Origin of the sequence: Kribbella sp. (assembly GCF_035655035.1) — a bacterium.
Classification (GTDB): Bacteria; Actinomycetota; Actinomycetes; order Propionibacteriales; family Kribbellaceae; genus Kribbella.
In genome coordinates, this window is sequence record NZ_DASRVN010000368.1 from 1 (window position 1) to 26393 (window position 26393).

A 26393-nucleotide genomic window follows, 5' to 3' on the forward strand; every position below is an offset into this window, starting at 1 on the left:
GACGGGGATTCCGCGAGCTCCGCGACGACCTTCAGGCGCATGGAGCCGGCCGCGCTCAGCTCGTACTCGGCCGGCATCCCTTGCTGCGGCCGGCGCACGACGTACGTGTCCCCGACCAGCTCGTCCAGCGCAGCCTGCACCGTGCGCTCGCTGGCGCTGGTACGACGCGCCAGCTCGGTCCGCGTCAGCGGAGCATGCCGCAAATTCAGGAGCAGCACATGCTCCAGCACGACGTCGACCGCCACAGGTTCCCCCCTCGGCTTTGCCCTAGAGCATTGTCGCAGAACCAGGCGCTCAGCCGAATGTCAAAAGCAGCAACCCTCCGGAGTACGTCGGGCGCAGCACGGCCTCCACGCGGACGCGTTGAGCTTGTACTGGCGTGAACGACGTGCTGTTGACCTGATCAACCGCCACGCCGTACGGAGAGGTGTTGTCGACCGGCCGCCACGTCTCGCCGTCGAGCCACAGCATCCGCCACGACTGCGGTACGCGGCACTGGCCGGTGCCGGTGTCGTCGTACCAGTACGCCGACACGCTCGACAGGTCCCGTACCGCGCGCAGGTCGTACTCGATCCACTCGGTCGTCCCGCGGCGGTCCCACCAGGTGAAGCGCGGGATCGACGTGTCCGCGGAGGATTCCGGCGTACGACCCGAGTCGGGCGCCTCGAGCGAGTCCCCGTCGTTCACGTGCGACGCGGTGATCCTGGTGCGGTACGACCACTCCTCGCCCTGTGCGGACACCTGTGGGAACGACGTGATCCGCAGCCGGGCCGCACCCATCGGTATGAGTGTCACGGTCTCCACAGGCTGCTCTGATCGCGCAGGGCTCTGCTGGAGCAGCCCTACGACGTCTTCGGTGTCCGTCTCCCACTGCGGGATCCGCTGGGCCTGCGTGGTGAGTGCGAGCGGTACTCCGTCCTGCGTGAACGGGTTGGCGCCACCGTCCCGTCGTACGAGATCAAAAGAGGCACCCGCGATCAGCCCGTAGTTCCACGGGGATTCCGGGTACACGGACAGCTCGGGCCACTCCTCTGTCCCGCCGATGCGCTCGTACCGCTCGTCGATCTGCAGCGAGTAGGTCAGCGGGCCGCGGTCGACAGACACCGAGTCGTGGTTGTCGTTCCACACCCTGGTGGTGGTACGCATCGGCAGCTTCAGCTCTACGCGGTCACCCGGATGCCAGGTGCGCTCTACCTTCATCCAGTCGCCTGTTGTGCGCACCTGCTCCCCGTTGACCTTCACCGACGCGTCATGCGCCCAGCCAGGACGCCTTAGATAGAAGGGGAACCGCACCGGGCGCTGCGACTCCACCGTGAACCTAATGGTGTCCGAGAACGGGTACTGCGTGTCCTGTACGACGCTGACCGTCTCACCCGCGTCTCCCACGCGAGCGGTTACCTTGCTGGCGGCGTACATCGACGCGGCCAGACCGTTGTCGGTAGTAGCCAGCCACAGCTCCTGCACGTAGTACGGCCAGCCCATGCCGTAGTTGTGCGGGCAGCACCGATACTGGTGCACGCCGTACTTGTAGGCACCCATCGCGAACGCGTTCTGGAACTGCCCATGCTTGCGGCCGTCGTCGAGCTGCACACTGTTGGCACAGGTGATGTAGTGCATCACCTGCTGCTGCGGGTCGTACGACGCCGGTAGCGAGTTGAACGCGAGCTCCTCGCACCTGTCCGTCCAGGCGACATCACCCGTGAACCGGGTCAGCATCTCGCAGCTGTGCATCAGCTCGACGATCCCGCACGTCTCGAACCCCTGCCGCGGATCCCCGAACCCAGGCCGCGAGTTCTCGTCACCGGCGTACCCGCCGCCCGGGAACTGCCCGTACAACCGCATGACGGTCGCATAGTTCCGGTACGTCGCCTGCCGGTGCTTGGCGTCCCCGGACAGCAGCCAGTACTGCAACGGCTCCCGGAACCCCTGCGCCAGGTTGACGTTGTGCCACGTAGGGATGCCGTCCACGTAGTCGGCGGACCCGTTGTGCATCTTGGTCACCAGGTCGAGCAGCCACGGCTCACCGGTCCGGTTGTACAGCCAGTACGCGCTGTCGATGTTGTCGCCCCAACGGAACGCACCCCACGACCGGTTGAACACCTCCGGCGGCTGCGTGTTCTGGAACCGCAGGTACTTCGTCATGAACGGAATGACCCGCTCGTCACCCGAGTACTCGTACCAGGACCGGAACGCTGCCAGCAGCGGCATACCGGGCCAGAAGTCCGGGCCCTGCTCCAGTGAGGTCCGCAGTCGCTCCGGACCGAACCACCCGTCGTCCGCCTGCGTCGCGAGGATGCCGTCCATCCACCGCTGCGTCCTGGTCAGTACGCCGGTGTCACCGGTCACGTAGCCGAGGTCACCGAACCCGCGCAGCCAGTACGGCAGCTCCTCCCACGCCCCCAGCGCCGGGTCGACCCAGCCGTTGGTGTCGTAGACCAGGAAGTCCGAGATCTCGTCGTACCGGCCGCAGAGCCCGTTGACCTGCAGCTCGAGCTGCTGGGCCAGCCAGCCGCGGGGCTCGATCGCACCGGGCGGGAGCTTCTGGAACGGGACAGGGCGCAGCGGCGCCCGTTGCGGGACGTAGTGGCCGCCACGGCTCGCCGGCGGTCCGGACGGGCGGGCAGCCTCTGCCGGAGCCGGGTCGAGGGCGGTCACGGCTGCCGCCGCGGCGAGAGAGACACCAAGGAAGTCACGTCGGGGCATTCCTTCGGGGCTGGGATCGGTCATGACAGGCCTTTCGGGTGACGGGGGCGGACATCACACCGACGGAAAAACGGCACACGTTTTCCGTCGTTGACAACGTAGGTCTCAGCTAGGCTTCGCCGCAAGACGGAACGACCGGGAGGAATCACGAATGAGACCGCCGACAGTGCGAATGGTGGACGTCGCCGCGCTCGCGGGCGTGTCCGCCGGGACCGCGTCCAAGGCGCTCAACGACACCGGTCAGCTGAGCCAGGAAACCCGCGACCGGGTCCGCCGGGCCGCCGCGCAGCTCGGGTTCACGCCTGACAGCCGGGGCCGCGCACTCTCCTCCGGGCGGACGTACACGGTCGCGCTGCTGACCACCGACAGCACCGGCCGGTTCAGCATCCCGATCATGCGCGGCGTCGAGGACGTGCTCAGCGCCGGCGAGCTGGCCACCGTGCTGTGCGACACCCGCGACGACCCGCTCCGCGAGCTGACGTACCTGCGCTCGATGGTCGCCCGCGGCGTCGACGGCATCGTCGTCACCGGCCGCCGTACCGAGCCGCGGCCGCCGATCAAGGTGTCGATCCCGGTCGTCTACGCGCTGGCCGCCTCGACCAACCCGTCCGACGCCTCGGTGATCGTCGACGACGCGGGCGGGGCGGCCGCCGCCATCACGCACCTCCAGGGCCTCGGCCGGCAGCGGATCGCACACATCACCGGCCCCGCGAACCACCGCTCCGCTACGGCACGCGCAGAGGCGGTCGTCAGCGCCGCCGGCGAGGCCCTGTGCTGCGATCCGCTGTACGGCGAGTGGAGCGAACGCTGGGGGCGCCAGGCAACAGACGTGGTACTGCGGCAGCGCCCGGACGCGATCAGCTGCGGCAGCGACCAGATCGCCCGCGGGGTCTGCGACCGCCTCCGCGAGCTGGGCCACGCGATCCCCGACGAGATCGCGGTCACCGGCTACGACAACTGGTCGGTGATGGCGCTGGCCAGCCGCCCGCCGCTGACCACCGTCGACCCCCGCCTCGAAGACCTCGGCCGGCGCGCCGCCACCCTGCTCCTCGAGGCAATCGCCGGCAAACGGCACCGCGGCGTCGTGGAACTCCCGGCCAGACTGATCACCCGGGAGTCGACGCTAGGAGCCTGACTGTTTGCGTTCCTCGCGTTGCGGGCGGGAGGCCCAGCGGTAGGTGAAGAACACCCAGGCGAGCGCGGGCAGGCCGAAGATCGCCGCCACGATCTCGCGGCCGAACACCAGGAACAGCAGCCCGGCGAGCGCGAACGGCAACGCCATCCAGACCGCGCCGATGAACGCCGCCCACCGCCACTTCCCGGGCTTGCGCGGAGCGGGCTTGTACAGCGACGGCGTCGGCAGCCCGGCGAAGATCGGCACCAGGTCGCCGTGCGTGACCGCGTCGTTCAGTAGGTCGACCCGGCGGTGCAGCTCGTCCTCGTCCAGCCGGCCGATCGCGAACTGCTCGGCCAGCTCGTCGGTACAGACGTGCCGCTCCTCGTCGGTGAGACGGATGTTCAGCATCCGCCGCCGGGCCGCGACCTCCCGCGCCTCCTGCCCGGCCGCCGTCGCAAACCCGATCAGGTCGGCCGGTTTCACCGGTCGCCGCTCAGCCATCCGCCTCACCTCACACTCGTCCCTCCGAGTGTGCCAGACCGCAAAACCCCACCGTCCTGCCTCTGGTGGGTGCACCCACCAGAGGTTGGCGGGGTTGGGTTGGGTCAGCTCAGCTGAGCGCGGCCGGCAGGGTGCCTGTCCACGCCTCGCGGAGCTCGGTGAGCGGGAGCTCGAACTGGTCCTGGACGTCCAGGGAGTCGCCGGTGATCACGCCGACCTTGGCGTGCGGGAAGCGGCGCGCGGTGCACATGTCGGTGAATCGCACCTCCTCGGTCCGCGGTACGGCGACGACCGCGCGCCCGGCCGACTCCGCGAACAGGAACAGGAACGGGTCCAGCCCGTCCGGCGCCCACACCCGGGCGCCGACGCCGCCGCGCAACGCCGACTCGACCAGCGTCTGCGCGACACCGCCGTCGCTGACGTCGTGCGCCGCGTCGATCAGGCCGTCCCGGGACGCGTTGATCAGGATGTCGGCGAGCTGCTTCTCCGCCTCCAGGTCGACCGCCGGCGGCCGCCCGCCGAGGTGCCCGTGGACGACGTGCGCCCACTCGGACCCGGACAGCTCGTCCTCCGTCGTACCGAGCAGGTACAGCTGGTGGCCCTCCATCTCGGGCGTGAACCCGATCGGCGTACGGCGGGTCACGTCGTCGATCACGCCCAGCACCCCGACCACCGGGGTCGGCAGGATCGGAGTCTCACCGGTCTGGTTGTAGAACGACACGTTCCCGCCGGTGACCGGCATGCCGAGCTCCTTGCAGGCGTCGACCAGGCCGCGGATGGCCTCGACGAACTGCCACATCACCGCCGGGTCCTCGGGCGAGCCGAAGTTCAGGCAGTCGGTGACCGCGACCGGCCGGGCGCCGGTGGTCGCGACGTTCCGGTACGACTCGGCCAGCGCCAGCTTCGCGCCGGTGTACGGGTCGAGCTTGGCGAAACGGCCGTTGCAGTCGGTGGACACCGCGACGCCGAGGCCGCTGGTCTCGTCGACCCGGATCATGCCGCTGTCCTCGGGCTGCGCGAGCACCGAGTTGCCGAGCACGTACCGGTCGTACTGGTCCGTCACCCAGGACTTGTCGCACAGGTTCGGCGAGGCGACCAGCTGCAGCAGGGTGTCCCGGAGCTCCGCGCCGCTGCTTGCCCGCGGCAACTTCTCGGCGCCGTCCGCCTGCAGCTCGTCCTGCCACTCCGGCCGGGCGAACGGACGGTCGTAGACGGGACCCTCGTGCGCGACGGTCCGCGGCGGTACGTCGACCACCCGCTCGCCGTGCCAGTCGATCTCCAGCCGCCCGGTGTCGGTGACCTCACCGACCACGTCCGCCTGTACGTCCCACTTGGCACAGATCTTCAGGAACGCCTCGACGTTGTCCGGCGTGACGACCGCCATCATGCGTTCCTGCGACTCGCTCATCAGGATCTCTTCCGGCGCCAGCGACGCGTCCCGCAGCGGCACCTTGTCGAGCGACACGTGCATGCCGCCGTCTCCCGCACTGGCCAGCTCCGACGTCGCGCAGGACAGGCCCGCACCGCCGAGGTCCTGGATGCCCTCGACGACGTTCGCCTGGAAGAGCTCGAGCGTGCACTCGATCAGCAGCTTCTCCATGAACGGGTCGCCCACCTGGACGGCCGGGCGCTTGGTCGGGCCGCCGTCCGCGAACGTCTCCGACGCCAGCACGGACACGCCGCCGATCCCGTCACCGCCGGTCTTCGCGCCGTACAGGATGATCTGGTTGCCGAGGCCGGTCGCGTTCGCGAGGTGCAGGTCCTCGTGCCGCATGACGCCGATGCAGAGCGCGTTCACCAGCGGGTTCCCGGCGTACGTCGGGTCGAAGACGACCTCGCCGCCGACGTTCGGCAGGCCGAGGCTGTTGCCGTAGCCGCCGACGCCGGACACGATCCCCGGCAGCACGCGCTTGGTGTCCGGCGCGTCCAGCGGGCCGAACCGCAGCGGGTCCATCACCGCGACCGGGCGGGCGCCCATCGCGAGGATGTCGCGGACGATGCCGCCGACCCCGGTGGCCGCGCCCTGGTACGGCTCGACGTACGACGGGTGGTTGTGCGACTCGACCTTGAACGTGACGGCGTACCCCTCGCCGATGTCGATCACGCCGGCGTTCTCGCCGATCCCGGCCAGCATCTTCCCGGCCGGCGTCTCCTGCGGGATCTCGCCGAACTTGCGCAGGTGCACCTTGGACGACTTGTACGAGCAGTGCTCGCTCCACATCACCGAGTACATCGCCAGCTCGCAGCTGGTCGGGCGGCGCCCGAGAATGTCCCGGATCCGCTGGTACTCGTCCGGCTTCAGCCCGAGCTCGGCCCAGGGCTGCTCGACGTCCGGGGTGGTGGTCGCGTTGCTAACGGTGTCGGTCGACACTTCAGGACTCCTGCACTAGGTGGGACTCAGGTGAAACGGTAGCTGGCCGGTGGGAAGCCAGGAGGCGGGCCACCAGGATCGGTACGGCGAAACCGCCCATGATCGCGGGCAGGGCGACACCCACGTCGTTGAGCAGCATGCCGACGACGCCGCAGACGGACAGCGCCAGGAGGGTCGGGCGGACCATCGGGCTGCTGCGGTAGAACTCGCGGTACGCCCGCGAGGGAACGCGGTCCGGGAACACAGTGGCGAAAACGCACAGCAGCACCGCGACCAGCATCGCCCAGCCGGCCGGGCCGTGGAAGAACATCGTGGCCATCTTCAGTTTGCGGATCAACACGTCGTCGACGTCACCCGCGAGCAGCCGGGCGAAGAACGTCCCGAAGTGGGTGCGCTGCTCCGGCGGCCGGAGGTAGTCGAGATAGGCGACGGCCATCACCGTCAGCACGGCAGTCACGCAGACGCCGATAAAGGCGCGGAGCGAGATGCTGCCACGCCACGTGATCCAGGCCATCAGCAGTACGGCGGGCGTAAGCCCCAGGATGCCGCCGAAGTCGGTGCCCCAGCGCGGTAGGCCGTCGACGGCGATTGCTGCGCCGCCGATGACCAGTACGGCAACCGCGGCCTGCATCTTGCTCTTGTCTAGCAGCTTCTGCGCGGCCCACCCGGCTGTGACGAGTGCCCCGACCCCCAACGCCGCGAACGTCGAGTTACCGAAGCCGTAGAACCGCCCGCCGATCACGGGTCCGTCGGCGTACATGCTGCCGAGCTGCATTGGTGTCCCGAGTACGCCGTCGACGAGCAGCAGCAGGTACGTCGCCAGCGCCAGGCCGAGGTACGCGTACTTCTTCAGCAGTAATTGAGCCAGGACCGCAGACACGGCACTGATACCGATCGTTACGGCGTACAGCGAGAGCCCAGGGGCAGGCCAGCGCCACCAGACGGTGGTCTGTGCCAGGAAGACCGCTATGTAGAACCCGCCCTGCATCAGCAGCGTGAAGATCGCGGCGCGGCGGGACGCGGGTGAGCGGCGTACCAGGAACCAGATCAGGGCGAGTACTTCGGCGCCGACGATCGTCAGGGCTACGAAGAACAGGACCGGGCGGGGCTGCTCGAACCGCTGGTTGGCGTCCAGGCGGTCCTCGATCACGGCGGACGCGTCCGTGTGGGGCTTGCCGGTGAAGTGGATCTCACCACCGTCCAGCGGGTTCACGGTGTCCTCGCGGGCCGGGGCGCGGCCCTTGAGGATGGTCGCGGTGATGTCGGTCAGCTGGATCAGGCCCGGGCGCCGGGTGCTGTCGCTGGTCAGCCAGCGCGGCCTATGTTGGGTTGGTGGGGTGGGTGTGCGAATGGCGCCGTTGTCCGGCGGCAGTTGCATCGCGACCAAGGTCTGTTTGCGCGCGTTCAGGTCCTCCTGGCTCACACCGACCAGCTGGACCCAGCCGCCGGCGGCACGCGCCTGGGCGACCAGTTCGGCCACCTTCTGGCGGGCCTCAGCTCGGCCTTCACGCGGCGGCATCGGGCCGGCGTCGACGATCGCGTCGCCGCACTCGGTTTTTGCCAGCCGGGACGGGTCGAAGGTGGGCTGCCAGCTGCTGACGGAGCCGTCGGTCCGGGCCAGGGCGATCGCGGCACCCGGGCCGAAGCCGCAGATCGGGTAGCCGGTCTGGCCGAGGCGGCCGATCGGGGCACCGGTGTGGTGCTCGGCCTGCCGGTCGACGTACGTCTGCCAGCGGTCCACCTTGCCGTCGGTCACCGCCGGCAGGTCACCACACGGCTGGTCCGGCACGCTCCCCCAGGCCCGCGTCCCCGCGCTGATCGTCAGCCACCCGTCGACCGGACACGTGTGCGGCCCGGCGGTCTTCACCGAGATCGACCCCGCATGCGCCCGCCCCACCAGGGCAGTCAGCTCCGGCGAAGCCTTCACGTCGTCCCAGGTCAGCCCCGGAACCCCCACCACCACAACCGTCGCAAACAAACTCGCCGGCGCGGCGGATGCGTGCTCGAGGGTGGTTCCGGTGACGGCTGCGACGGTTGCTGCTGCGAGTGCCGCGGCGCGGAGGAGTGCCCGTCGAGCGCCCGACCAGCCCATCAGCCGGCGACGACGGCCTTCAGCACCGAGGTGAAGAAGCCCAGGCCGTCCGTGGTCGGGCCGGTGAGAGTCTCGACGGCGTGCTCCGGGTGCGGCATCAGGCCGACCACGTTGCCGCGCTCGTTGGTGACGCCCGCGATATCCCGGTAGGAGCCGTTCGGGTTGCCGAGGTACCGCGCCACCACCCGGCCCTCGCCCTCCAGCCGGTCGAGCGTCGCCTCGTCCGCGACGTACGAACCGTCCTGGTTCTTCAGCACGATGGTGATCTCGTGGTTCGCGTCGTAGTCGCTGGTCCACGCGGTGCGGTTGTTCTCGATCCGCAGCGGCTGGTCCTTGCAGACGAACTTGCGGTGGTGGTTCTTGATCAGCGCACCGGGCAGCAGGTGGGACTCGCACAGCACCTGGAAGCCGTTGCAGATGCCGAGCACCGGCATCCCCTGGCCGGCCTTCGCGATGATCGTCTCCATCACCGGCGCGAACCGGGAGATCGCACCGGCGCGCAGGTAGTCGCCGTACGAGAACCCGCCGGGCAGCACGACCGCGTCCACGCCGTGCAGGTCCGCGTCGCCGTGCCAGAGCGCGACAGCCTCGGCACCGGCCACCGCTGCGGCCCGCCGGGCGTCGGCGTCGTCCAGCGACCCCGGGAAGGTCACGACCCCGATCTTCACTGCCCGTTCTCCACGTGCAGCGTGTAGTCCTCGATCACCGGGTTGGCCAGCAGCGTGTCCGCGGCCTTCCGGATCTCGGCGACGCGCTCCTCGGTGGCCTCACCGTCCAGGGTGATCTCGAAGCGCTTCCCCTGCCGGACGTCGGCCACGCCGTCGAAGCCGAGCCGGCCGAACGCGCCGTGCACCGCCTTGCCCTGCGGGTCGAGGATCTCGGGCTTGAGCATGACGTCGACGACAACGCGGGCCACTGACAGGTCCTAACTTTCAGCTGGGTGGACACGTAAAGAGTACCGATCCACACAGGAGTCTCCCGAATCGCGCTATTCACTCAGTACATACACGCGATGTATAGTTCTGGCCATGGCCACTGCGGAGCTCGTGCTCGGGCTGCTCTCCGCCGGACCCGCGCACGGGTACGACGTGAAACGCGGGCACGACGCCTGGTTCCCGGACAGCCGCCCGCTGGCGTTCGGCCAGGTGTACACGACGCTCGGCCGGCTGGAGCGGGACGGACTGGTCGAGGTCGTCGACAAGACCTCCGGCGGCGGCCCGGACCGGACCGTGTACGCGCTCACCGCGAAGGGCCGCGACCACCTCGCGGACTGGCTGAACGATCCGGTCCCACCGGCCTGGGGCAGCGCCGACGAGGTCTTGCGCAAGCTCGTGGCCGCGATCCGTACCGGGGGCGACGCCGCGGGGTTCCTGGCCCGACAGCGCGCCAGCCACCTGCGCCGGATCCGGGAGCTGCGCGAGACGCCCGCGGACGACGACCCGACCTCACCACTGGTCCGTGAGTACACCGTGGCCCACCTGGACGCCGACCTGCGCTGGCTGGACAGCGCACTGGACCGCATCGCCGAGCAGAGGGGGACTCGCTGATGAACGCGTTGGAACTGGACAAGCTCGAGTACTCGTACCGTCGCAACACCGCCCTGCGCGGCGTCAGCCTGCGGCTCGAACCGGGAGAGGTCGTGGCCGTGACCGGAGCCAGCGGCTGCGGCAAGTCCACGCTGCTGCACTGCGCGGCCGGCATCCTCACGCCGGACGCCGGGACGGTCCAGGTGGACGGCCAGGACCTGGCAGAGCTGCCGGAAGCGGATCGTGCAGCCCTCCGGCGTACGAAGATCGGCATCGTGCTGCAGTTCGGGCAACTCGTACCGGACCTGCCGCTCGTCGACAACGTGGCGCTGCCGCTACTACTGGGGGGACATGAACGCGGTGAAGCACATGTGTCCGCGATGAACTGGTTGGAGCAGGTGGGGATCGCAGACGACGCTGACGCGGTACCGGCCGAGCTGTCCGGCGGGCAGACGCAGCGTGCCGCGGTAGCGCGTGCACTGATCACAGGGCCTTCCGTAGTACTCGCAGACGAGCCGACGGGCAGCCTGGACAGCCGGGCCGGCCAGGAACTCCTCGACGTACTGCTCAAGGCCGCTCGGTACCGCGGGGCCGCGGTGCTGATGGTGACGCACGACAACCTCGTGGCCGCGTCCGCGAACCGTGAGATCAGGCTGCGGGACGGGCTGATCCAGCACGAGGTCTCGCTCTGATGACGCTGGAGACACTGGTTCAGCTGGCTCGCTCAAGGACTCCTGCCGACCGCGGCCGGGTCCAGCTCGCCACGGCGGCCCTGGCAATCAGCGGGGCTGTCTTGCTCGGCGCACTGCGCATCGCCCGCCTGGGCAAGGACCCGCTGAGCGAAGGGTTCTACAGCAACTACATCGCCGAGCCCGGGCTGCGCTCTGGTCTCATAGCGGTCCTGATCATCCTGTCGGTCCTGACCGGTGGTCTGGCGGTCCAGGCATTGCGGCTGGGTACTGCGGCTCGCGAACGGCGGCTGTCTGCGCTCCGGTTCGCAGGAGCATCCAGGAAGCAGCTACGGCAGCTGACCGTGGCCGACGCGAGCATGGCTGGGCTGGCGGCCGGACTGCTGGCCGGGCCGACCTACCTGGTGCTCAGCCTGCTCTTCGGCGCCCTACCGCGGATGGCCAGAGTGCTACCCGGTGCCGAGGTGCTGGACGCGGTCCTGTGGATCCCGGTCATCGTGGTGACGACAGCGGCCGGTGCTGTCATCGGCAGCTTGCTGCACCGCGACGGGTCGTCTCCCGAGCCACGACCCATGACCCAACGCCGTACAGGCCTCATCGCCGGTCCGGTGCTGCTTGTGCTCGGTCTGTTCTCCGCGCCGTACCTGGGGTACATCGCGACCACGGTCGTCCTGGCCGGTACGGCGCTGTTCTTCCTCGGCTCGTCGACGGTCTGGATCGGCTGGCTGGGGCGACGGATGCGGCGCTCGGGGGACCCGGCCGACCTGCTGGCCGGGGTCCGCCTGCTCACCGACGGGCGGCCCTCCTCGCGGATGTCCGTACTGCTGGGCTGTTGCGGCTTCCTGATCGGCAACATGGCGAGCGGGATCGAGAGCGTGCTCGGCGACCGCGACACGATGTCGGGCAGCGGGACCTTCTACACCACCGGGTTCGGACTCGCGATCGTCGGACTGCTGATCGTCGTCCTGACCGCGATGGCCGCGCTGTTCGTCGGGGTCGCGGACCAGCTCGTCGACCAACGCCGGCAGTTCGCCAGCCTGACCGCGCTCGGCGTGGACCTGCCGTTCCTGCGCCTCGTCGTACGCCGCCAGCTGACCGCCGTGGCGGCACCCGCGCTCGCGGTCGGCCTCCTCGTCGGTACGGCGCTCGGCATCAACCGGGTCGCCGGGGGCACCGGCTGGGGGTTCGACCCGGTAGTGCTGGTCCTCGCAGTGGTGCTGGCCGCCGTCGGCTGGCTGTTCGGCCAACTCGGCGGCACGGTCGCCGGTTTCCTGCTTCGCAACCAACTCCGGGACGCGTTGGATCCCGAGAACCTGAGGGCAGCCTGATGACCGCAGTCCCACTGGCAATCCGACCGGCGCTGCTGCTCGGCGTACCGAACCGGATCACGCTGATCCGGACCGTGATCGCGATGGCGGTGGCGACGTACGCGTTCCAGACCGGGAAGCTGACCTGGCTCGTGATCGGGTACTTCTCCTACTGGTTCGGCGACAGCCTCGACGGCTGGGTGGCCCGCCGCCGGAACGAGGAGTCGCTGTCCGGTGCGGTGTTCGACATCGTCTGCGACCGGGCCTGCTCGTTCCTGCTCGCGGCCGCGTTCATGGCGACGTACCCGGGCACGATCGGCCCGCTGGCGCTCTATCTGGTCCAGTTCGGCGTGCTGGACACGATGCTGACGTTCTCGTTCCTGCTCTGGCCGTGGCTGCTCAGCCCGAACTACTTCTACAAGGTCGACCGCCCGATCTACCTGTGGAACTGGTCCAAGCCCGCCAAGGCGATGAACACCGGCGCCGTGGTGATCTCGCTGATCGTGGCCGGCCGGACCGGTGCGCAGTGGCTGCCGTACACGATCGCGGGCGCGGCCCTGGTGGTGAAGGTCGTCTCGTCATACCGCCTGATCACGATCCTCTGCGGCCGCCGGGAGGCCGCGCCGGTCGAGTCGCGATGACCGGGTGGACCCTGGTCCACCCCTGGAAGGGGGCCTGAGATCCGTGGCAACGGCCGCGATGACGCTTAGCCTCGGAGGTATGTGGGCGTGGCAACTGGTACTGGCAGTGGGCTTCGGCATCGGGTCCGCCGTCGTACCGTTCATGAACGCGGAGGCGTACATCCTCGCGCTCGGCGCCACCGACGTCCTGAACCCGGTGGTCGCCGCGGTCGGGGTCACGATCGGCCAGACCATCGGCAAGCTCGCGATGTTCCTCGCCGTCCGCCACCGGCCCGGGTACGCCGCCCGGAAGACCAGGAAGGAGCCCAAGCCGGTCGACCTGGACACCCGCTGGGGCCGGTTCGTGCAGTGGAACCGCGATCTGAGCAAGCGCCTCCTGGACGCGATGAGCGACAGCCGCTGGGGCGCCCCGGTCACGCTGCTGAGCGCGTTCGTCGGCGTCCCACCGCTGTACGGCGTGGCGCTGATCGGCGGCGCCTCGCGAATGCGGACCGTCGTCTTCACGCTGTCCGTACTGGTCGGACGCGGCGCCCGCTTCGTCCTGCTCGCGCTCGGCGTCAGCGCTTTCTAGCCGTCGAACTTCCGGCCGGTGAGCTGCTCGTAGGCGCCGATGTACGCCGACCGGGTGCGCTCGATCACCTCGTCGGACAACGGCGGCGGCGCCTCGCCGGACGTCCGGTCCCAGCCGGACTCGAACTGCAGCCAGTCCCGGACGATCTGCTTGTCGTACGACGGCTGCTGCCTGCCCGGCGACCACCGGTCGGCCGGCCAAAACCGGCTCGAGTCCGGCGTCAGCACCTCGTCGGCCAGCACGATCGTCCCGTCCGTCCGCGCGCCGAACTCGAACTTCGTGTCGGCCAGGATGATCCCGCGCGCCTCGGCCATCGCCCGGGCCGTGGTGTACACGTCGAGGGTCGTCCGGCGGAGCGCGTCCGCGGTGTCGGCGCCGACCGTCGCGACGACCGCGTCGTACGAGACGTTCTCGTCGTGCTCGCCGAGCTCCGCCTTGGTGGCCGGGGTGAAGATCGGGGTCTCCAGGCGCGAGCCCTCGACCAGGCCGCCCGGCAGCGGGATCCCGCAGACCGCGCCGGTCGCGTTGTAGTCCAGCAGGCCGGAGCCGCTCAGGTACCCGCGGGCCACGCACTCGACCGGGAACATCGCGAGCTTCTCGCAGACCACGGCCCGCCCGGCGACCTCGGCCGGTACGTCGGTGGAGACGATGTGGTTCGGTACGTCGAGCTGCTCGAACCACCACAGGCTCATCGCGGTGAGCACCTTGCCCTTGTCCGGGATCGGCGTCTCCAGGATCCAGTCGAACGCACTCATCCGGTCGCTCGCCACCATCAGCAGGTCGCCGGACTCCAACTCGTACAGATCCCGGACCTTGCCGGAGTGCAGATGCTTCGCGCCGGGAATCTCGACAGCCTGCGGAGGAGTGGTCACCCGGGAATTGTTCCATCCGGTCACTTGCGGGCGCGCAGGGACATCAGTTTCCCGCCGAGAGTGAAGAGGCCCTCGCGGAGCGTGCAGACGACCGGGTTCTCGGTTTGGGCGAGGCGGCCGAGGGAGCGGGAGCGTTTGACCAGCTTGGTGGTGGCGGGGCGGCGTTCGGCGTCGTACGCCGTCAACGCCGTGCGCAGGTCGGTGCCGCCGAGGTGCCGGCCCAGTGCGCCGGCGTCCTCGATCGCGGAGCAGGCGCCGCGGCCCAGGTTCGGCGTCATCGCGTGCGCCGCGTCGCCGAGCAGCACCACCCGGCCCTGCGCGAACGGCACCAGCGGCAGGGTCAGGTCGTAGATGTCGTTCTGCAGGATCTTCTCGCTGCCCGCGATCAGCCGCGGGATCGGGTCGTGCCAGCTCTCGAACACGGTCGGCTCACTGGTCGTCCCGGCCGGCTGGTTCGCGGTCCCGTACCAGTAGAACCGCCCGTCGATCAGCCGCGCGAACCCGAACACTTGCCCACGGCCCCAAGTCTCCCCGCCGCCGTCGTCGAGCTCCAGGTCCGCGATCCCACGGTACGCCGTGAACCCGGAGTACCGCGGTCCGGCGTACTGCGGGTACAGGGCGCCGCGCACCACGCTGCGGATCCCGTCCGCGGCGACCAGGAGGTCCGCACGCAGGTCGTCGTTCACCGTGACACCGTCCGCGTCCTGCGAGACCGTGCGTACGTCGTACCCGGTCCGGACCGTGATCGCCGGACCGAACTCTGCCGTGATCAGGTCGTGCAGCTGCGCGCGGTGGATCATCACCGGGATCTCCACGCCGAGCTCGGCCGCGCTCACCACCCAGCGGCCGTCGGGCTTGCGCATCCCGGCCGGCTTGGACGGTACTGACGCCTTCTCGACGCCCTTGACCCCGAGCTCCTCGAGCACGGCGACCGCCGACGGCCAGACCGAGATCCCGGCGCCCACCTCGCCCAGCTCCGGGGCGCGCTCCAGCACCGTCACCTGCCGGCCGCACCGCTGCAGCGCGACAGCGGCGGTCACCCCTCCGATACCCGCTCCGACCACGATCGCCGTACTCATGCCTTCGACTCTACATCTGTAGAGTCCGGCTGGGAAGTGCGAGACTGTGCGCCGTGACAGTGCCACGGGGGGCGGACCGGCAAGACGCGATCGCGGACGCCGCGATCCATCTCGTCGCCACCCGCGGGCTGCGCGGGCTCACGCATCGCGCGGTCGACGCCGAGGCGGGGCTGCCGCCCGGGTCCACGTCGTATTACCTGCGGACCCGGAACGCGCTGCTCACGGCCTGCGTACGACGGATGCTCGCGCGCGACGTCACCGGGATGCCGCCGCCCGGGGCGGACCCGGTCGAGCTGATGGTCGCGATGACCGCCGGGCTCGCGGAGCACCGGCCGGACGACCTGGTCGCGCGGTACGAGCTGTCGCTGGAGGCCAGCCGTCAGCCCGAACTGCGGGCCGCGATCGACGAGGGCGGGCGGCAGTTGCGGACGATGCTGGCGCAGTTGCTCGGCGGGCTCGGCGTACCCGATCCGGAAGGTGCGGCGTGGCCGGTCGCCGCGATGCTCGACGGATTGCTGTACGACCGGGTCGCGGGTGCCGGGTCGACGCTTTCACCGGAAGCGTTCGAGGCCGCCGTACGACGCTCCGTGACGGCGCTGATCGCCGGGCTCAGAGACGGTCCGTGACGGCGACGAACGTGAAGTAGCAGACGCCGAGCAGCATGCCGACGTGGCCGAGCACCGAGAGGCCCGCGCCGGAACCCCAGGAATCACTCTTCGTGTCCTCCGAGTGCTTGCCGCCGCTCGGCAACCACCGGGCCAGCAGCAACAGACCGACGACAGTCAGCAACCACCAGCCGGCCAGCATCACCAGCGCCAGCTCACGGCGACCGATGATCAGGGCAACGACCCAGCCGAGCAGCGTGACGACGCCGACGATCGTGTGCAGCCGCAGCAGGATGGCCGAGTACCCGTGCCGCCCGGCGCCGTGACCGGTGCCGTCGACAACGGTCCCACCGAGCCGGACGCGCGTGATCAGTACGACGACCGCCCCGAGCGCGGTCAGGAACCAGGTGACGTTCGACCATTCCACGCCCGATCCATACCCCACTCGGCACCCCGGTGAACCCTCCGCGCACCTTGACACCCGTCCAGAACAACGCCCGGCGGGTCGGGAATGTCCGCTCACGACCCGCCGGGCTGCCTTGCCAACTCGAACTGCTGGTCAGCTCGTCTGGTTCTGTCCTTGGGTCCCTTGCTGGGTCCCGTTCCCCTGACCGCTCCCGTTCCCCTGACCGAAGCCCTGGCCAGTGCCGTTGCCCTGGGTGTTCCCGTTGCCCTGGGTGTTCCCGTTGCCTTGGGTGTTCCCGTTGCCCTGGCCGGTGCCGTTCCCGTTGCCGAAGCCTTGACCGTTGCCCGGGAAGCCGCCGCGACCACCACCCGGCCCACCGAACTGCCCCTGCTGGTTACTGCTCCCGTCCCACGAGTGCCCGACCGCCATCCCGCCCAGGAACGCCAGCACCGCAAGCACCGACCCGGCCCCCGCCAACATCAAGTTGCTCGGCCGCTTCCGCCCCACCCCATCACCGCCGGCCACCACACCGGACTCCTGCGCCGGCTCCGGGTACTGACCGGCGATCGGCTGGGCTGTCCTGGCAGCCTGGAATTGGGCTTCCGGGGACTGCGTCATATTCATGCTCCTGTTCCACTGGAAAGGTCGTAGATGGTTGTTCCACCGACGGTCTGCGACGTGAAGTTCTGGCTCACCCAGCTCGCGATCTCACTGGACGCTCCGTCACTCCCACCACGCCCGCCGAACCCACCGAACCCACCACCGCTACCGATGAAGTAATGGATCTTGCCCTGAGCAACCATTGCCTTGAACTCGGACAACGACGGCGCCGGATCGGTCCCGTTGAACCCGCCGATCGCCATGATCGGCTCGCCGGACGCGATCTGCAGCGGCGCGGCCCCCATCGCGGTCGCCGCGGCGGCCGTCCAGGTGTACCCCTTCGCTCCTTGCTGCAGCAGCGTCACGACCTCGCTCGACACCCCGCTGGTCCCACCACCACCGAGGAACCCGCCCATTCCGCCACCACGCTGCGTCGTACCTGTCCCGGGCTGCCGCGTCGTACCGGTGCCTTGACCAGGCGGCGTACCCATCCGCGCACCGGGGAAGCCGCCGCCGCGGCCACCGCCCATCCCGCCGAAGCCGGCCGGCCCGGCGGTCGGGATCGCACCGGCGTGCGCCGAGCTGATCGTGTCGATCGAGTACGCCGCCGGTCCGGCCAGCGCGCTGATCGTCAGCGCCGAGGCCGCGACCAGACCCACCCGCCGGGCCGCGGTCCGGTGCAGCTTCAGCTCCGGCAGGAGGATCACCAGGCCGGCCGCGAGTACGCCGGTGAACAGCACCACCCAGCGCAGCCACGGCTGCCAGCTCGGCGTGGCGTTCAGCAGGTGGAAGCTCCACCCGGCCGTCAGCAGCGCACCACCGGCGAGAGTTGCCCGCGGCAACCACTCGGCACGGCGCCGCCACAGGATCGCCATCGCGCCACCGATCACCGCCGCGAACGCGGGCGCCAGCGCGATCATGTAGTACGGGTGGATGATGCCCTGCATGTAGCTGAACACGAGCCCGGTCACGACCAGCCAGCCGCCCCACAGCAGCGCGAACGCGCGCGTCCGGTTCGTCCGCGGCGCCTTGCCCGCGGCAACGACCAGTACGACGGTGGACAGCAGCGCGGCCGGCATCAGCCAGGAGATCTGCGACCCGAACTCCCCACCGAACAGGCGTTGCAACCCGGTAGCACCGCCCCAGCCGGGGTTGCCAACGCCGCCACCGACCGAGCCGGTCTCGTTGCCGCTCAACCGGCCGAGACCGTTGTACCCGAGCGTCAGTTCGAGAATGCTGTTGGTCGACGACCCGCCGATGTACGGACGCGCCGACGCCGGCAGCAGTTCGACGATCGCGACCCACCACCCGGCGCTGACGATCAGCGACACGGTCGCCAGTACGAGATGCAGCAGCCGCTTGCCCAGCGCGGGCTTGCCGGCCACCAGGTACGCGAGACCGAACGCCGGCAGGATCAGGAACGCCTGCAGCATCTTGGTCAGGAACCCGAACCCGACCAGCGCACCGGCCAGCATCATCCAGCGCGCCGCGTGCTTGGTCGAGTCGATCGCCCGCGTCACCGCCCACGCACCGGCACAGAGCAGCAGGATCAGCAGCGCGTCCGGGTTGTTGAACCGGAACATCAGCACCGCGACCGGCGTCAGCGCGAGGATCGCCCCGGCGAGCAGCCCGGCGTTCGCGGAGAACCAGCGGCGTACGGAGACGTACACGAAGCCGACGCTCGCGACGCCCATCAGTGCCTCGGGGACCAGCATGCTCCAGCTGTTGAAGCCGAAGATCCGCCCGGACAGCCCCATCACCCACAGGGAACCCGGGGTCTTGTCGACGGTGATGAAGCTCGACGAGTCGAACGACCCGAAGAACCAGGCCTTCCAGCTCTTCGAGCCGGCCTGGACCGCGGCCGCGTAGTACTCGTTCGCGTAGCCGTTCTTGGACAGGCCCCACAGGTACGCGATCGCCGTCAGCGCCAGCAGGCCGCCGTACAGGATCTTGTCGCGGCTAAGGGTGTACTGCGTCGTGATCGCGCGCGGCCGGGTCGCCTCGACGGGATCGGAGACGGTTGTCATTCAGTTGCTCCGGGTTTGGTTGAGAACCGGTTCGGGTTCGAAGGCGGGCAAGGTAGGCGCGTCGTCGTCGAACACCCACGTCTGGAAGAGGCTGAACCGGACCACGGTGGCGGCCAGGTTGGCGACGGTCAGCACGGTGATCTCCACCGCTTGGTGCGGCGCGGTGACCGCAGCGTGCAGCAGCCACAGCGACGCGGCGGTCAAGCTCCACCCGATGCCAAAGGCAACGAGTCCGCGCAGCTGGTGCCGCCAGCGGCCCTCCACCCCGCGGACGCCGAAGGTGATCCGCCGGTTGAGCGTCGTGTTGCCGATCGCGGTGATCAGCAGCGCCAGCAGGTTCGCCACCTGGGCCGGCATGCCCTGGCGCAGGACCAGGTAGATCAGCGCGTACGCCGCGGTGCTCAGTACGCCGATCGCGCAGAACCGCAGTACCCGGGCCGCGAACGCCGTCCGCGGGTCCAGGACGCGCGGACGGCCGTACTTCTGCCGGACCGGCTCCAGGTCGACGCGACTGCGCATCAGTCGGGCGATCCCCCGCAGGTCCTCGCCCACTGTCTTCGCGATCGCGACCCGGGAGTCCAGGTCGTCGATCCAGTCCACCGGTACTTCGTGGATCCGCAGCCCGGCCTTCTCGGCCAGTACCAGCAGCTCGGTGTCGAAGAACCAGCTGGTGTCCTGCACCAGCGGCAGCAGCTCGCGTGCCACGTCGGCCCGGATCGCCTTGAACCCGCACTGCGCGTCCGAGAAGTGCGCGCTGAGCGTTGCCCGCAGCAACAGGTTGTACGAGCGCGAGATGAACTCCCGCTTCGGCCGCCGAACCACCCGCGAGCCCTTCGCCAGCCGGGTGCCGATGGCAACATCACTGTGCCCGGCGAGCAGTGGCGCGACCAGCGGCAGCAGGGCGTTCAGGTTCGTGGACAGGTCGACGTCCATGTACGCGAGAACCTCGGCGGTACTCGCGGACCAGACCTGCTTCAGCGCGCGCCCACGCCCGGACTGCTCGAGCCGGACCACCCGCACCCCGGGCAGCTCACTGGCGAGCAACATGCCGATCTCATAGGTCGCGTCCGTACTTCCGTTGTCCGCGATGCAGACCTCGGCCGAGAACGGGAAGGCGGTGTCGAGGAACTCACGCAGCCGCCTGATGTTCGGTCCGAGGTCGTCTTCCTCGTTCTTGACGGGTACGACGATCTCCACCGCCGGACCACTGCGCTGACCTGGAATCTCCATGGCACCGATGCTGGTCGGTGAACCTGAGTCAGCCCCTGCGCGTGGCTGGCAGTTTCCTGGCAGTTACCGCGTGCGACGAAGCCAGAGCAGGCCGAGCACGGGCAGCACCAGCGGTACGAACCCGTACCCCTGGCCGAAGTGGGACCACACGGTGGCGTCCGGGAAGTCGCCCGGTACGACGTAGCTGAACGCGCCGACCCCGACCACGCCGACCAGCTCGACCGCGATCGCCGCCGTCGCGACCTTGCGGGACACCGTCGTCGCCTTCGCCAGCGCGAACGTCGCCGCGCAGTAGATGACCGCGGCAACGGCCGACAGCAGATAGGCGAGCGGGGCGTCGCCGAACTTGGTCGCGATCTGTACGCCGGCCCGCGCGGTCGCGGCCAGCGCGAAGATGCCGTACACGGCGATCAGGATCCGCCCGGGACCGTGCTTGGTGGCTGCCGGATCGCTCATCTCAGGCCGTCCACACGTCGTGCAGCCGGAGCTCGAGGATCGGGATCACCACGCAGGCGATCGCCAGCACACCGGCACCCCAGCGGCTGCTCTCGGCCAGCGCCCAGAACGCCCCGATCGGCAGGATGATCAGCGACCCGATCAGGTACCCGATGAAGAACGGCCCGGACACGTCCCGATCAGTACCGCTGAACTGCACGATCCCGACGACCAGTTGCGCGAGCAGCCCGACCTCGACGACACCGATCGCCCCGAGCACGGGCCAGTCGATCCGCTTGTTCCGAGCGGCCAGCACGACGGCGTACACCATCGCTGCCAGCGACAGCGCGACGAGAGACCAGGTGAGCGGCGCGAACACAGCTCAGAGGATGTCACCCGGGGTGTAGGCGGCGGCCTCCGGGTAGCGCTTGGCGAGCTCGTCGATCTTCGCGACGACCGTGCCGACCTGGGCGACGGCCGCGCCGGTGAAGGACAGCGGCTCGCCGACGATGCCGACGATCTGCTCCTCGGTGAGGCCGAGCCGGCCGTCGGTACCGAGCCGGTGGAACAGGTCGTTCGCCGCGAGGCCCTTGCGGAGGTCGAGCGCGGTGGCGACCGCGTGCTCCTTGATCACCTCGTGCGCGGTCTCGCGGCCGACACCGTTCTTCACCGCGGCCATCAGTACCTTGGTCGTGGTCAGGAACGGCAGGTACCGCTCCAGCTCCCGCGCCACGACCGCCGGGTACACCCCGAACTCGTCCAGCACGGTCAGGAACGTCTCGAACAGCCCGTCGAGCGCGAAGAACGCGTCCGGCAGCGCGACCCGCCGTACGACGGAACAGAAGACGTCGCCCTCGTTCCACTGGTTGCCGGCCAGCTCACCGGCCATCGACGCGTACCCGCGGAGGATCACCGTCAGGCCGTTCACCCGCTCGCAGGACCGGGTGTTCATCTTGTGCGGCATCGCGGACGACCCGACCTGGCCCTCCTTGAACCCTTCGGTGACCAGCTCGTGCCCGGCCATCAGCCGGATCGTGGTCGCCAGGCTCGACGGCCCCGCGGCCAGCTGCACCAGCGCGGACACCACCTCGTAGTCGAGGGACCGCGGGTACACCTGCCCGACGCTGGTCAGCGTGTGGCTGAAGCCGAGGTGCTGGGCGATCGTCGTCTCCAGCGTCTCGAGCTTGTCCGCGTCGCCGCCGAACAGGTCCAGCATGTCCTGCGACGTACCCACCGGGCCCTTGATGCCGCGCAGCGGGTACCGCTCGATCAGCTCCTCGACCCGCGCGATCGCGACCAGCAGCTCGTCGGCGGCCGAGGCGAACCGCTTGCCCAGCGTGGTCGCCTGCGCGGCCACGTTGTGCGAACGCCCGGTCATCACCAGCGCGGCGTTGTCGGCCGCGAGCTGCCCGAGCTTGGCGGCGGTCGCCACCGCCCGGTCGCGGACCAGCTCGAGGCCGGCGCGGATCTGCAGCTGCTCAACGTTCTCGGTCAGGTCACGGCTGGTCATGCCCTTGTGGATGTGCTCGTGCCCGGCGAGCGCGCTGAACTCCTCGATCCGCGCCTTCACGTCGTGCCGCGTGACCCGCTCACGCTCGGCGATCGAGCCCAGGTCGACCTGGTCGATCACCCGCTCGTAGTCCTCGACCACGCCGTCCGGAACCGGCACGCCGAGCGCGCTCTGGGCCCGCAGTACGGCGACCCAGAGCTTCCGCTCGAGCACGATCTTGTGCTCCGGCGACCACAGCTCCGCCATCGAGACACTGGCGTAGCGTGCGGCGAGAACGTTGGGGATCCGGGGTTTGGTCACGAACCCCATTCTCCCAGACGGCTGAGGTCCCGCGGAGCGGGGCGGCGCGCAGCAGGCACCACCGCTCCGCGGGACCTCTTGCTACTTGACGGTCACAGGACTGCAGAGGCGGGCACCGGTCAGCGTGCAGACCTGGTACGCACCGGCCGGGAGGCCCTTCGGCATCGCCAGCGTGTACGGCCCGGCGCCGGTGTACGACGGGAGGCCGACGCCCATCTCGCCGTGCAGCTTGAACGCGTACGGCGTCATCGGGTCGCCGGGGACCTTCGCGACCAGCGTGTACAGCTGCTCGGTCGGATTCGCCGCGGAGAACAGCGCGAACGTCGCCGCGCGCACCGCCTTGTCCGGGAACATCCCGACCACGAACTGGGCACCGGACGCCACCGTCGACGTCCGCAGCGCCAGCGGGCCGGCGATCTTCGGGAGCGCCGCGGTGGACGGCTGCGTCTCCACCGTCGGCGGCTGGACCGCGTTGGTGGGGATCGGGCTGCCGGCCACCGGTGCGTTGTCAGCCGCAGGGCGGAGCGTAGGGATGATGGCAACCGCCGCGACCACCGCGGCTGCTCCGATCACGGTCAGGCCGGCGGTCCGGCGGCGCTTGCGGGTCCGGGCCGCGACCAGGACCGACTCGAAGTCCCCGGTGGACTCGGCGGCACGGCGGTCGGCCAGCGCCTGCAGGTCTTCCTGCAGCTCAGGCATGGTCGTCACTCCTCAACAGCAAAGATTCGGACAGGGCGTCCCGGGCGCGGGACAGGCGCGACTTGACCGTGCCTTCCGCGATCCCGAGCGTGTCCGCCACCTGAGCCACGCTCAGGTCGCAGACGTAATGGAGGACGACGACCTGACGGGTCGGCATCGGCAGGCCGGCGAGAGCCTGCTCGAGGTCGCCCGAATATCCGTCGGCATGGTCCGGGATGTGCTCCGCGGGCAGCCGGTGGAACAGCTGGCTGACCCGGTTGCCGTCCCGGTGCCTGTTCGCCGCCAGCCGCATCGCGACCAGCCGCACCCACGCCTCCGGAGAGTCGTACCGCGACACCTTCTCCCAGCGGGGCACCAACCGGACGAACGCCTCCTGCACGATGTCCTCGGCCTCGGCGCGCGATCCGGTCAGCAGCGAGACGACGCCCACCAGCCGCGGCTGGTGGGCGCTGTAGAACTCCCGCAGCCCCTCGGTCTCCATACCCACCTACACCCCCGACCCGCTGATCCGGTTCCATCGAATTTCGGGATCATCCGGCCAACCGCTCGCGTACCCATCGCGGACTCGGATTGACCCTACTCTCGCCGCCCACCACCACGGTCGGAACCGTCTCGTTCCCGTCGGCCACCGCGCGTACAGCCGCGGCCGCCTCAGGGTCGGCCCAGATGTTCACCCAGGACGCCCGCCTTGCCGACCCGACCAGCGCGAACCGCAGCCGCAGACAGAACTGACACCCAGGCCGCCAGTAGACGATCGGTTTCCCCGCCCGTGCTGCCTCGGCGGCGCTGACCGAACGCGGGAACACCAGCGGCGAGAACACCGCGGCCAGTACGGCGAACAGCACCAGCTGAGTCACCGCGCCCCCGGGGGACCCGCCGGTCCACGTGACCACGGCGAGCACGATCCCCGCAGCCAGTACGACCACACCGGAGCCCCAGCTTCGCAACACAACCGCCATCAAATCAGATGGTTCCCATGACCTGCTCCGTGGTCACGATGGGTGAATGGAGACGCTGACGGCGTACGAGCTCGCCTGGCTGGTGGGCGGCGCGGAGCGTGCCGCGTTGGTCGTCTTCGTCGCGCTGGCCACCGACGGCCGGCTCGACGTCGCGCACAACCGTCAGCGGGTCAAGGTCGCCCGCACCGAGTCGAAGTACCCCGTCGAGGCGACGGCTCTGGAGCTGATCCCGGACAGCGGGCTCGCGGTACCCGACCTGCTCCGTCAGCTCGCGGCCACCCCGGCGGTCGCCGAACTCGCCGCCGCGGTACGTGCGAAGGGTCAACTCCGGCTCGTACGGCGGCTCAGCCCGGCGTACCGCGATCTCCTCAAGCACCCCGGCACCGGCATCCGGCGCGTCGCGGTCCTCGGCGTACCAGGGGTCGATGACGAGCGGTTGCGAACCATGCTGGCCCACCCACTGCCGGCGATGCCGAAGATCGACCCATTCACCCCGGTCCGCGACAACACCATCGACGGCACCATCGACCCGCCCGCCAACACCGGGTATTTCTAGACGGTGATCTCGCCGCGTTCGGCCTTGAGGGCGATGTCGGTGCGGTGCTGGGAGCCCTTGATCCGGATCTGGCCGACCGCCGCGTACGCGCGCTGCCGGGCCTCGGCGAGGTCCTTGCCGACCGCGCTCACCGCGAGCACCCGGCCGCCGGACGTCACCAGATCGTCGTCGGTCAGCGCCGTACCGGCGTGGAAGACGCGGACGTCGTCGTTCTCTGCCTGGTCAATCCCGGTGATCGGGTCGCCCTTGCGCGGGCTGGCCGGGTACTTCTTGGCGGCCACCACCACCGCCACGGACGAAGCGTTCCGCCAGCTCAGGTCACCCTGGTCGGCGAGCTTGCCGGTCGCGGCGGCGTACAGCAGGCCACCGAGCGGGGTCTTCAGCATCGGCAGCAGCGCCTGCGTCTCCGGGTCCCCGAAGCGGCAGTTGAACTCGATCACCCGGACACCGCGCGACGTCAGCGCGAGACCGGCGTACAGCAGGCCGCTGAACGGCGTACCGCGGTGCCGGAGCTCGTCGATCGTCGGCTGCAGCACCTTCTCGGTGATCTCGGCGACCAGGTCGTCCGGTGCCCACGGCAACGGCGTGTACGCGCCCATGCCGCCGGTGTTCGGGCCCTCGTCGTTGTCCCCGAGCCGCTTGAAGTCCTGCGCGGGCTGCATCGGCAGTACGGTCGTACCGTCGGTGATCGCGAACAGCGACACCTCGGGACCGTCGAGGTACTCCTCGATCAGCACCTGCTCGCACTCGGCCGCGTGCGCGAGAGCCTCCGCGCGGTCCGACGTGACCACGACCCCCTTACCGGCGGCGAGCCCGTCGTCCTTCACGACGTACGGCGGCCCGAACGCGTCGATCGCGGTCGCGGCCTCCTCGGGGGTGGTACACACGTACGCGCGACCGGTCGGCACGCTCGCGCACGCCATCACGTCCTTCGCGAACGCCTTCGACCCCTCGATCTGCGCGGCCTCCCGGGACGGCCCGAACACCGCGATCCCCGCCTCCCGCAACGGATCCGCAAGCCCCGCTACCAGCGGAGCCTCAGGCCCGACGACCACCAGATCCGCGTCCAGCTCCCGAGCCAGCGCCACCACCGCGTCGTGGTCCTCGACGTCCACGTCCCGGCACCCGACCACCTGCCCGTCGTACACCGGCCGCAACGCCGCAATCCCCGGATTCCCGGGCGCCGCCACAACCAGCTCAACCTCCGCATCCTGAGCCAACGCCCAGGCCAGAGCATGCTCACGCCCACCAGCCCCGATAACCAAAACCTTCACGGACGCCAACCCTAGCGTGCCCACCACCCCCCCATCCCCACGCGCGCTACACGAGCTGGTCGAGAGACGAGCTGCCAGCACCCCACGCGTGCCACGCAGCGTGGTGACAACTTCCGGCATCAGGCGCTAACCACGAGCCGTGGCATGTTGCGTCTCAGTAGTGCCAGTAGTAGCGGCCGTCTGCGTTCCACTCCAGGGGGACTGTGGTGTGGTTGGTGAAGGCCATGCCTTGGCCTTTGGCTAGTTCTACTGTGCGGGCTAGTTGGAGGGCGTAGGGGTGTTGGTTGTCGTCCCACCATTGTTCGGACTGGGTGATGCAGGTT

28 protein-coding genes are annotated in these 26393 nt (G+C 69.7%); 8 read left to right on the plus strand and 20 right to left on the minus strand.

The features are described from left to right. On the minus strand, positions 1-245 hold a 245-nt coding region (locus VFF46_RS20485), incomplete at its 3' end, for a hypothetical protein (RefSeq protein WP_325038772.1). Positions 246-294: 49 nt separating this feature from the next. Further along, the gene (locus tag VFF46_RS20490; RefSeq protein ID WP_325038773.1) at positions 295-2703 is read right to left on the minus strand and encodes a beta-L-arabinofuranosidase domain-containing protein; all 2409 of its coding nucleotides are present in this window, start codon (positions 2701-2703) and stop codon (positions 295-297) included. A 151-nt stretch (positions 2704-2854) separates the two neighbouring features. On the opposite strand from VFF46_RS20490, the gene VFF46_RS20495 reads away from it, so the two are divergent. Further along, entirely contained in the window at positions 2855-3838 is a 984-nt protein-coding gene (locus tag VFF46_RS20495; RefSeq protein ID WP_325038774.1) for a LacI family DNA-binding transcriptional regulator, read from the plus strand. Here the strand turns inward: VFF46_RS20495 and VFF46_RS20500 are convergent. The 5 genes from VFF46_RS20500 to purS all read right to left on the minus strand — a co-directional run bounded on the left by VFF46_RS20500 (position 3827) and on the right by purS (position 9700). Beyond that, the gene (locus VFF46_RS20500) at positions 3827-4321 is read right to left on the minus strand and encodes a DUF1707 domain-containing protein (protein ID WP_325038775.1); all 495 of its coding nucleotides are present in this window, start codon (positions 4319-4321) and stop codon (positions 3827-3829) included. The genes VFF46_RS20495 and VFF46_RS20500 overlap by 12 nt on opposite strands. Positions 4322-4430: 109 nt before the next feature. Next, positions 4431-6692: a phosphoribosylformylglycinamidine synthase subunit PurL gene (gene purL, locus VFF46_RS20505; RefSeq protein ID WP_325038776.1), complete on the minus strand. Its 2262-nt coding sequence runs from the start codon at positions 6690-6692 to the stop codon at positions 4431-4433. Between the two features lies 1 nt (position 6693). Beyond that, positions 6694-8649 carry a hypothetical protein gene (locus tag VFF46_RS20510; RefSeq protein WP_325038777.1) on the minus strand — a complete coding sequence of 652 codons (1956 nt, stop codon included), beginning with the start codon at positions 8647-8649 and terminating at the stop codon, positions 6694-6696. 134 nt (positions 8650-8783) lie between these two features. Continuing rightward, positions 8784-9452 (minus strand): phosphoribosylformylglycinamidine synthase subunit PurQ, encoded by a 669-nt coding sequence (gene purQ / locus VFF46_RS20515; protein WP_325038778.1) that lies wholly within the window; start codon positions 9450-9452, stop codon positions 8784-8786. After that, positions 9449-9700 carry a phosphoribosylformylglycinamidine synthase subunit PurS gene (gene purS / locus VFF46_RS20520; protein ID WP_130387955.1) on the minus strand — a complete coding sequence of 84 codons (252 nt, stop codon included), beginning with the start codon at positions 9698-9700 and terminating at the stop codon, positions 9449-9451. Before purS ends, purQ begins: the two co-directional genes overlap by 4 nt. 112 nt (positions 9701-9812) lie before the next feature. Here purS and VFF46_RS20525 point away from each other — a divergent pair, with 112 nt between their 5' ends. From VFF46_RS20525 to VFF46_RS20545, 5 genes are all read left to right on the plus strand, one after another. Further along, positions 9813-10331, plus strand: a complete 519-nt coding sequence (locus VFF46_RS20525; RefSeq protein WP_325038779.1) for a PadR family transcriptional regulator — start codon at positions 9813-9815, stop codon at positions 10329-10331. Beyond that, positions 10331-11002 carry an ABC transporter ATP-binding protein gene (locus VFF46_RS20530; protein ID WP_325038780.1) on the plus strand — a complete coding sequence of 224 codons (672 nt, stop codon included), beginning with the start codon at positions 10331-10333 and terminating at the stop codon, positions 11000-11002. Before VFF46_RS20525 ends, VFF46_RS20530 begins: the two co-directional genes overlap by 1 nt. Beyond that, complete coding sequence (locus VFF46_RS20535; RefSeq protein ID WP_325038781.1) at positions 11002-12327, plus strand: hypothetical protein; 1326 nt, start codon at positions 11002-11004, stop codon at positions 12325-12327. The genes VFF46_RS20530 and VFF46_RS20535 overlap by 1 nt, the downstream gene beginning before the upstream one ends. After that, positions 12327-12947, plus strand: a complete 621-nt coding sequence (locus VFF46_RS20540) for a CDP-alcohol phosphatidyltransferase family protein (RefSeq protein ID WP_325038782.1) — start codon at positions 12327-12329, stop codon at positions 12945-12947. The genes VFF46_RS20535 and VFF46_RS20540 overlap by 1 nt, the downstream gene beginning before the upstream one ends. Positions 12948-13026: 79 nt before the next feature. Beyond that, positions 13027-13518, plus strand: coding sequence for a hypothetical protein (locus VFF46_RS20545; protein WP_325038783.1), 492 nt, complete (start codon positions 13027-13029; stop codon positions 13516-13518). Here VFF46_RS20545 and VFF46_RS20550 read toward each other — a convergent pair. Together VFF46_RS20550 and VFF46_RS20555 are read right to left on the minus strand one after the other, a co-directional pair. Beyond that, complete coding sequence (locus VFF46_RS20550; protein ID WP_325038784.1) at positions 13515-14390, minus strand: phosphoribosylaminoimidazolesuccinocarboxamide synthase; 876 nt, start codon at positions 14388-14390, stop codon at positions 13515-13517. The two genes, VFF46_RS20545 and VFF46_RS20550, sit on opposite strands and share 4 nt — an antisense overlap. A gap of 20 nt (positions 14391-14410) precedes the next feature. After that, a complete protein-coding gene (locus VFF46_RS20555; protein WP_325038785.1) occupies positions 14411-15469 on the minus strand; it encodes an FAD-dependent monooxygenase in 1059 nt (352 codons plus the stop codon). Positions 15470-15522: 53 nt separating this feature from the next. On the opposite strand from VFF46_RS20555, the gene VFF46_RS20560 reads away from it, so the two are divergent. Then, complete coding sequence (locus tag VFF46_RS20560) at positions 15523-16095, plus strand: TetR/AcrR family transcriptional regulator (protein WP_325038786.1); 573 nt, start codon at positions 15523-15525, stop codon at positions 16093-16095. Here VFF46_RS20560 and VFF46_RS20565 read toward each other — a convergent pair. The 10 genes from VFF46_RS20565 to VFF46_RS20610 all read right to left on the minus strand — a co-directional run bounded on the left by VFF46_RS20565 (position 16079) and on the right by VFF46_RS20610 (position 24240). Continuing rightward, positions 16079-16501 (minus strand): hypothetical protein, encoded by a 423-nt coding sequence (locus tag VFF46_RS20565; RefSeq protein WP_325038787.1) that lies wholly within the window; start codon positions 16499-16501, stop codon positions 16079-16081. The two genes, VFF46_RS20560 and VFF46_RS20565, sit on opposite strands and share 17 nt — an antisense overlap. A gap of 132 nt (positions 16502-16633) precedes the next feature. Continuing rightward, on the minus strand, positions 16634-17098 hold the full coding sequence (locus tag VFF46_RS20570) for a hypothetical protein (RefSeq protein WP_325038788.1): 465 nt from the start codon (positions 17096-17098) through the stop codon (positions 16634-16636). A 2-nt stretch (positions 17099-17100) separates the two neighbouring features. Then, on the minus strand, positions 17101-19107 hold the full coding sequence (locus tag VFF46_RS20575; protein WP_325038789.1) for a glycosyltransferase family 39 protein: 2007 nt from the start codon (positions 19105-19107) through the stop codon (positions 17101-17103). Then, positions 19108-20337, minus strand: a complete 1230-nt coding sequence (locus VFF46_RS20580) for a bifunctional glycosyltransferase family 2/GtrA family protein (protein WP_325038790.1) — start codon at positions 20335-20337, stop codon at positions 19108-19110. Positions 20338-20400: 63 nt separating this feature from the next. Beyond that, positions 20401-20793 (minus strand): hypothetical protein, encoded by a 393-nt coding sequence (locus tag VFF46_RS20585; protein ID WP_325038791.1) that lies wholly within the window; start codon positions 20791-20793, stop codon positions 20401-20403. A 1-nt stretch (position 20794) separates the two neighbouring features. After that, entirely contained in the window at positions 20795-21151 is a 357-nt protein-coding gene (locus VFF46_RS20590) for a hypothetical protein (protein WP_325038792.1), read from the minus strand. A gap of 3 nt (positions 21152-21154) precedes the next feature. After that, positions 21155-22582 (minus strand): adenylosuccinate lyase, encoded by a 1428-nt coding sequence (gene purB, locus VFF46_RS20595; protein WP_414673077.1) that lies wholly within the window; start codon positions 22580-22582, stop codon positions 21155-21157. Positions 22583-22663: 81 nt separating this feature from the next. After that, positions 22664-23281, minus strand: a complete 618-nt coding sequence (locus VFF46_RS20600; protein WP_325038794.1) for a hypothetical protein — start codon at positions 23279-23281, stop codon at positions 22664-22666. Continuing rightward, positions 23274-23762, minus strand: coding sequence for a SigE family RNA polymerase sigma factor (locus VFF46_RS20605; RefSeq protein ID WP_325038795.1), 489 nt, complete (start codon positions 23760-23762; stop codon positions 23274-23276). The genes VFF46_RS20600 and VFF46_RS20605 overlap by 8 nt, the downstream gene beginning before the upstream one ends. A gap of 49 nt (positions 23763-23811) precedes the next feature. Further along, positions 23812-24240, minus strand: a complete 429-nt coding sequence (locus tag VFF46_RS20610; protein WP_325038796.1) for a glutaredoxin domain-containing protein — start codon at positions 24238-24240, stop codon at positions 23812-23814. Between the two features lie 46 nt (positions 24241-24286). Here VFF46_RS20610 and VFF46_RS20615 point away from each other — a divergent pair, with 46 nt between their 5' ends. Beyond that, on the plus strand, positions 24287-24796 hold the full coding sequence (locus VFF46_RS20615) for a TIGR04222 domain-containing membrane protein (protein ID WP_325038797.1): 510 nt from the start codon (positions 24287-24289) through the stop codon (positions 24794-24796). Here the strand turns inward: VFF46_RS20615 and purD are convergent. Further along, positions 24793-26070, minus strand: coding sequence for a phosphoribosylamine--glycine ligase (purD, locus tag VFF46_RS20620; protein WP_325038798.1), 1278 nt, complete (start codon positions 26068-26070; stop codon positions 24793-24795). The genes VFF46_RS20615 and purD overlap by 4 nt on opposite strands. Positions 26071-26393 lie beyond the last annotated feature (323 nt).

Coding starts and splice junctions, on each gene's coding strand:
- VFF46_RS20540 (WP_325038782.1), top strand. CDS start 12,327: ATGACCGCAGTCCCACTGGCAATCCGACCGGCGCTGCTGCTCGGCGTA.
- VFF46_RS20490 (WP_325038773.1), bottom strand. CDS start 2,703: ATGCCCCGACGTGACTTCCTTGGTGTCTCTCTCGCCGCGGCGGCAGCC.
- VFF46_RS20605 (WP_325038795.1), bottom strand. CDS start 23,762: ATGGAGACCGAGGGGCTGCGGGAGTTCTACAGCGCCCACCAGCCGCGG.
- VFF46_RS20500 (WP_325038775.1), bottom strand. CDS start 4,321: ATGGCTGAGCGGCGACCGGTGAAACCGGCCGACCTGATCGGGTTTGCG.
- VFF46_RS20530 (WP_325038780.1), top strand. CDS start 10,331: ATGAACGCGTTGGAACTGGACAAGCTCGAGTACTCGTACCGTCGCAAC.
- VFF46_RS20575 (WP_325038789.1), bottom strand. CDS start 19,107: ATGACAACCGTCTCCGATCCCGTCGAGGCGACCCGGCCGCGCGCGATC.
- VFF46_RS20600 (WP_325038794.1), bottom strand. CDS start 23,281: ATGCCTGAGCTGCAGGAAGACCTGCAGGCGCTGGCCGACCGCCGTGCC.
- VFF46_RS20610 (WP_325038796.1), bottom strand. CDS start 24,240: ATGGCGGTTGTGTTGCGAAGCTGGGGCTCCGGTGTGGTCGTACTGGCT.
- VFF46_RS20525 (WP_325038779.1), top strand. CDS start 9,813: ATGGCCACTGCGGAGCTCGTGCTCGGGCTGCTCTCCGCCGGACCCGCG.
- VFF46_RS20585 (WP_325038791.1), bottom strand. CDS start 20,793: ATGAGCGATCCGGCAGCCACCAAGCACGGTCCCGGGCGGATCCTGATC.
- VFF46_RS20580 (WP_325038790.1), bottom strand. CDS start 20,337: ATGGAGATTCCAGGTCAGCGCAGTGGTCCGGCGGTGGAGATCGTCGTA.
- VFF46_RS20615 (WP_325038797.1), top strand. CDS start 24,287: ATGGAGACGCTGACGGCGTACGAGCTCGCCTGGCTGGTGGGCGGCGCG.
- VFF46_RS20570 (WP_325038788.1), bottom strand. CDS start 17,098: ATGACGCAGTCCCCGGAAGCCCAATTCCAGGCTGCCAGGACAGCCCAG.
- VFF46_RS20555 (WP_325038785.1), bottom strand. CDS start 15,469: ATGAGTACGGCGATCGTGGTCGGAGCGGGTATCGGAGGGGTGACCGCC.
- VFF46_RS20535 (WP_325038781.1), top strand. CDS start 11,002: ATGACGCTGGAGACACTGGTTCAGCTGGCTCGCTCAAGGACTCCTGCC.
- VFF46_RS20545 (WP_325038783.1), top strand. CDS start 13,027: ATGTGGGCGTGGCAACTGGTACTGGCAGTGGGCTTCGGCATCGGGTCC.
- VFF46_RS20495 (WP_325038774.1), top strand. CDS start 2,855: ATGAGACCGCCGACAGTGCGAATGGTGGACGTCGCCGCGCTCGCGGGC.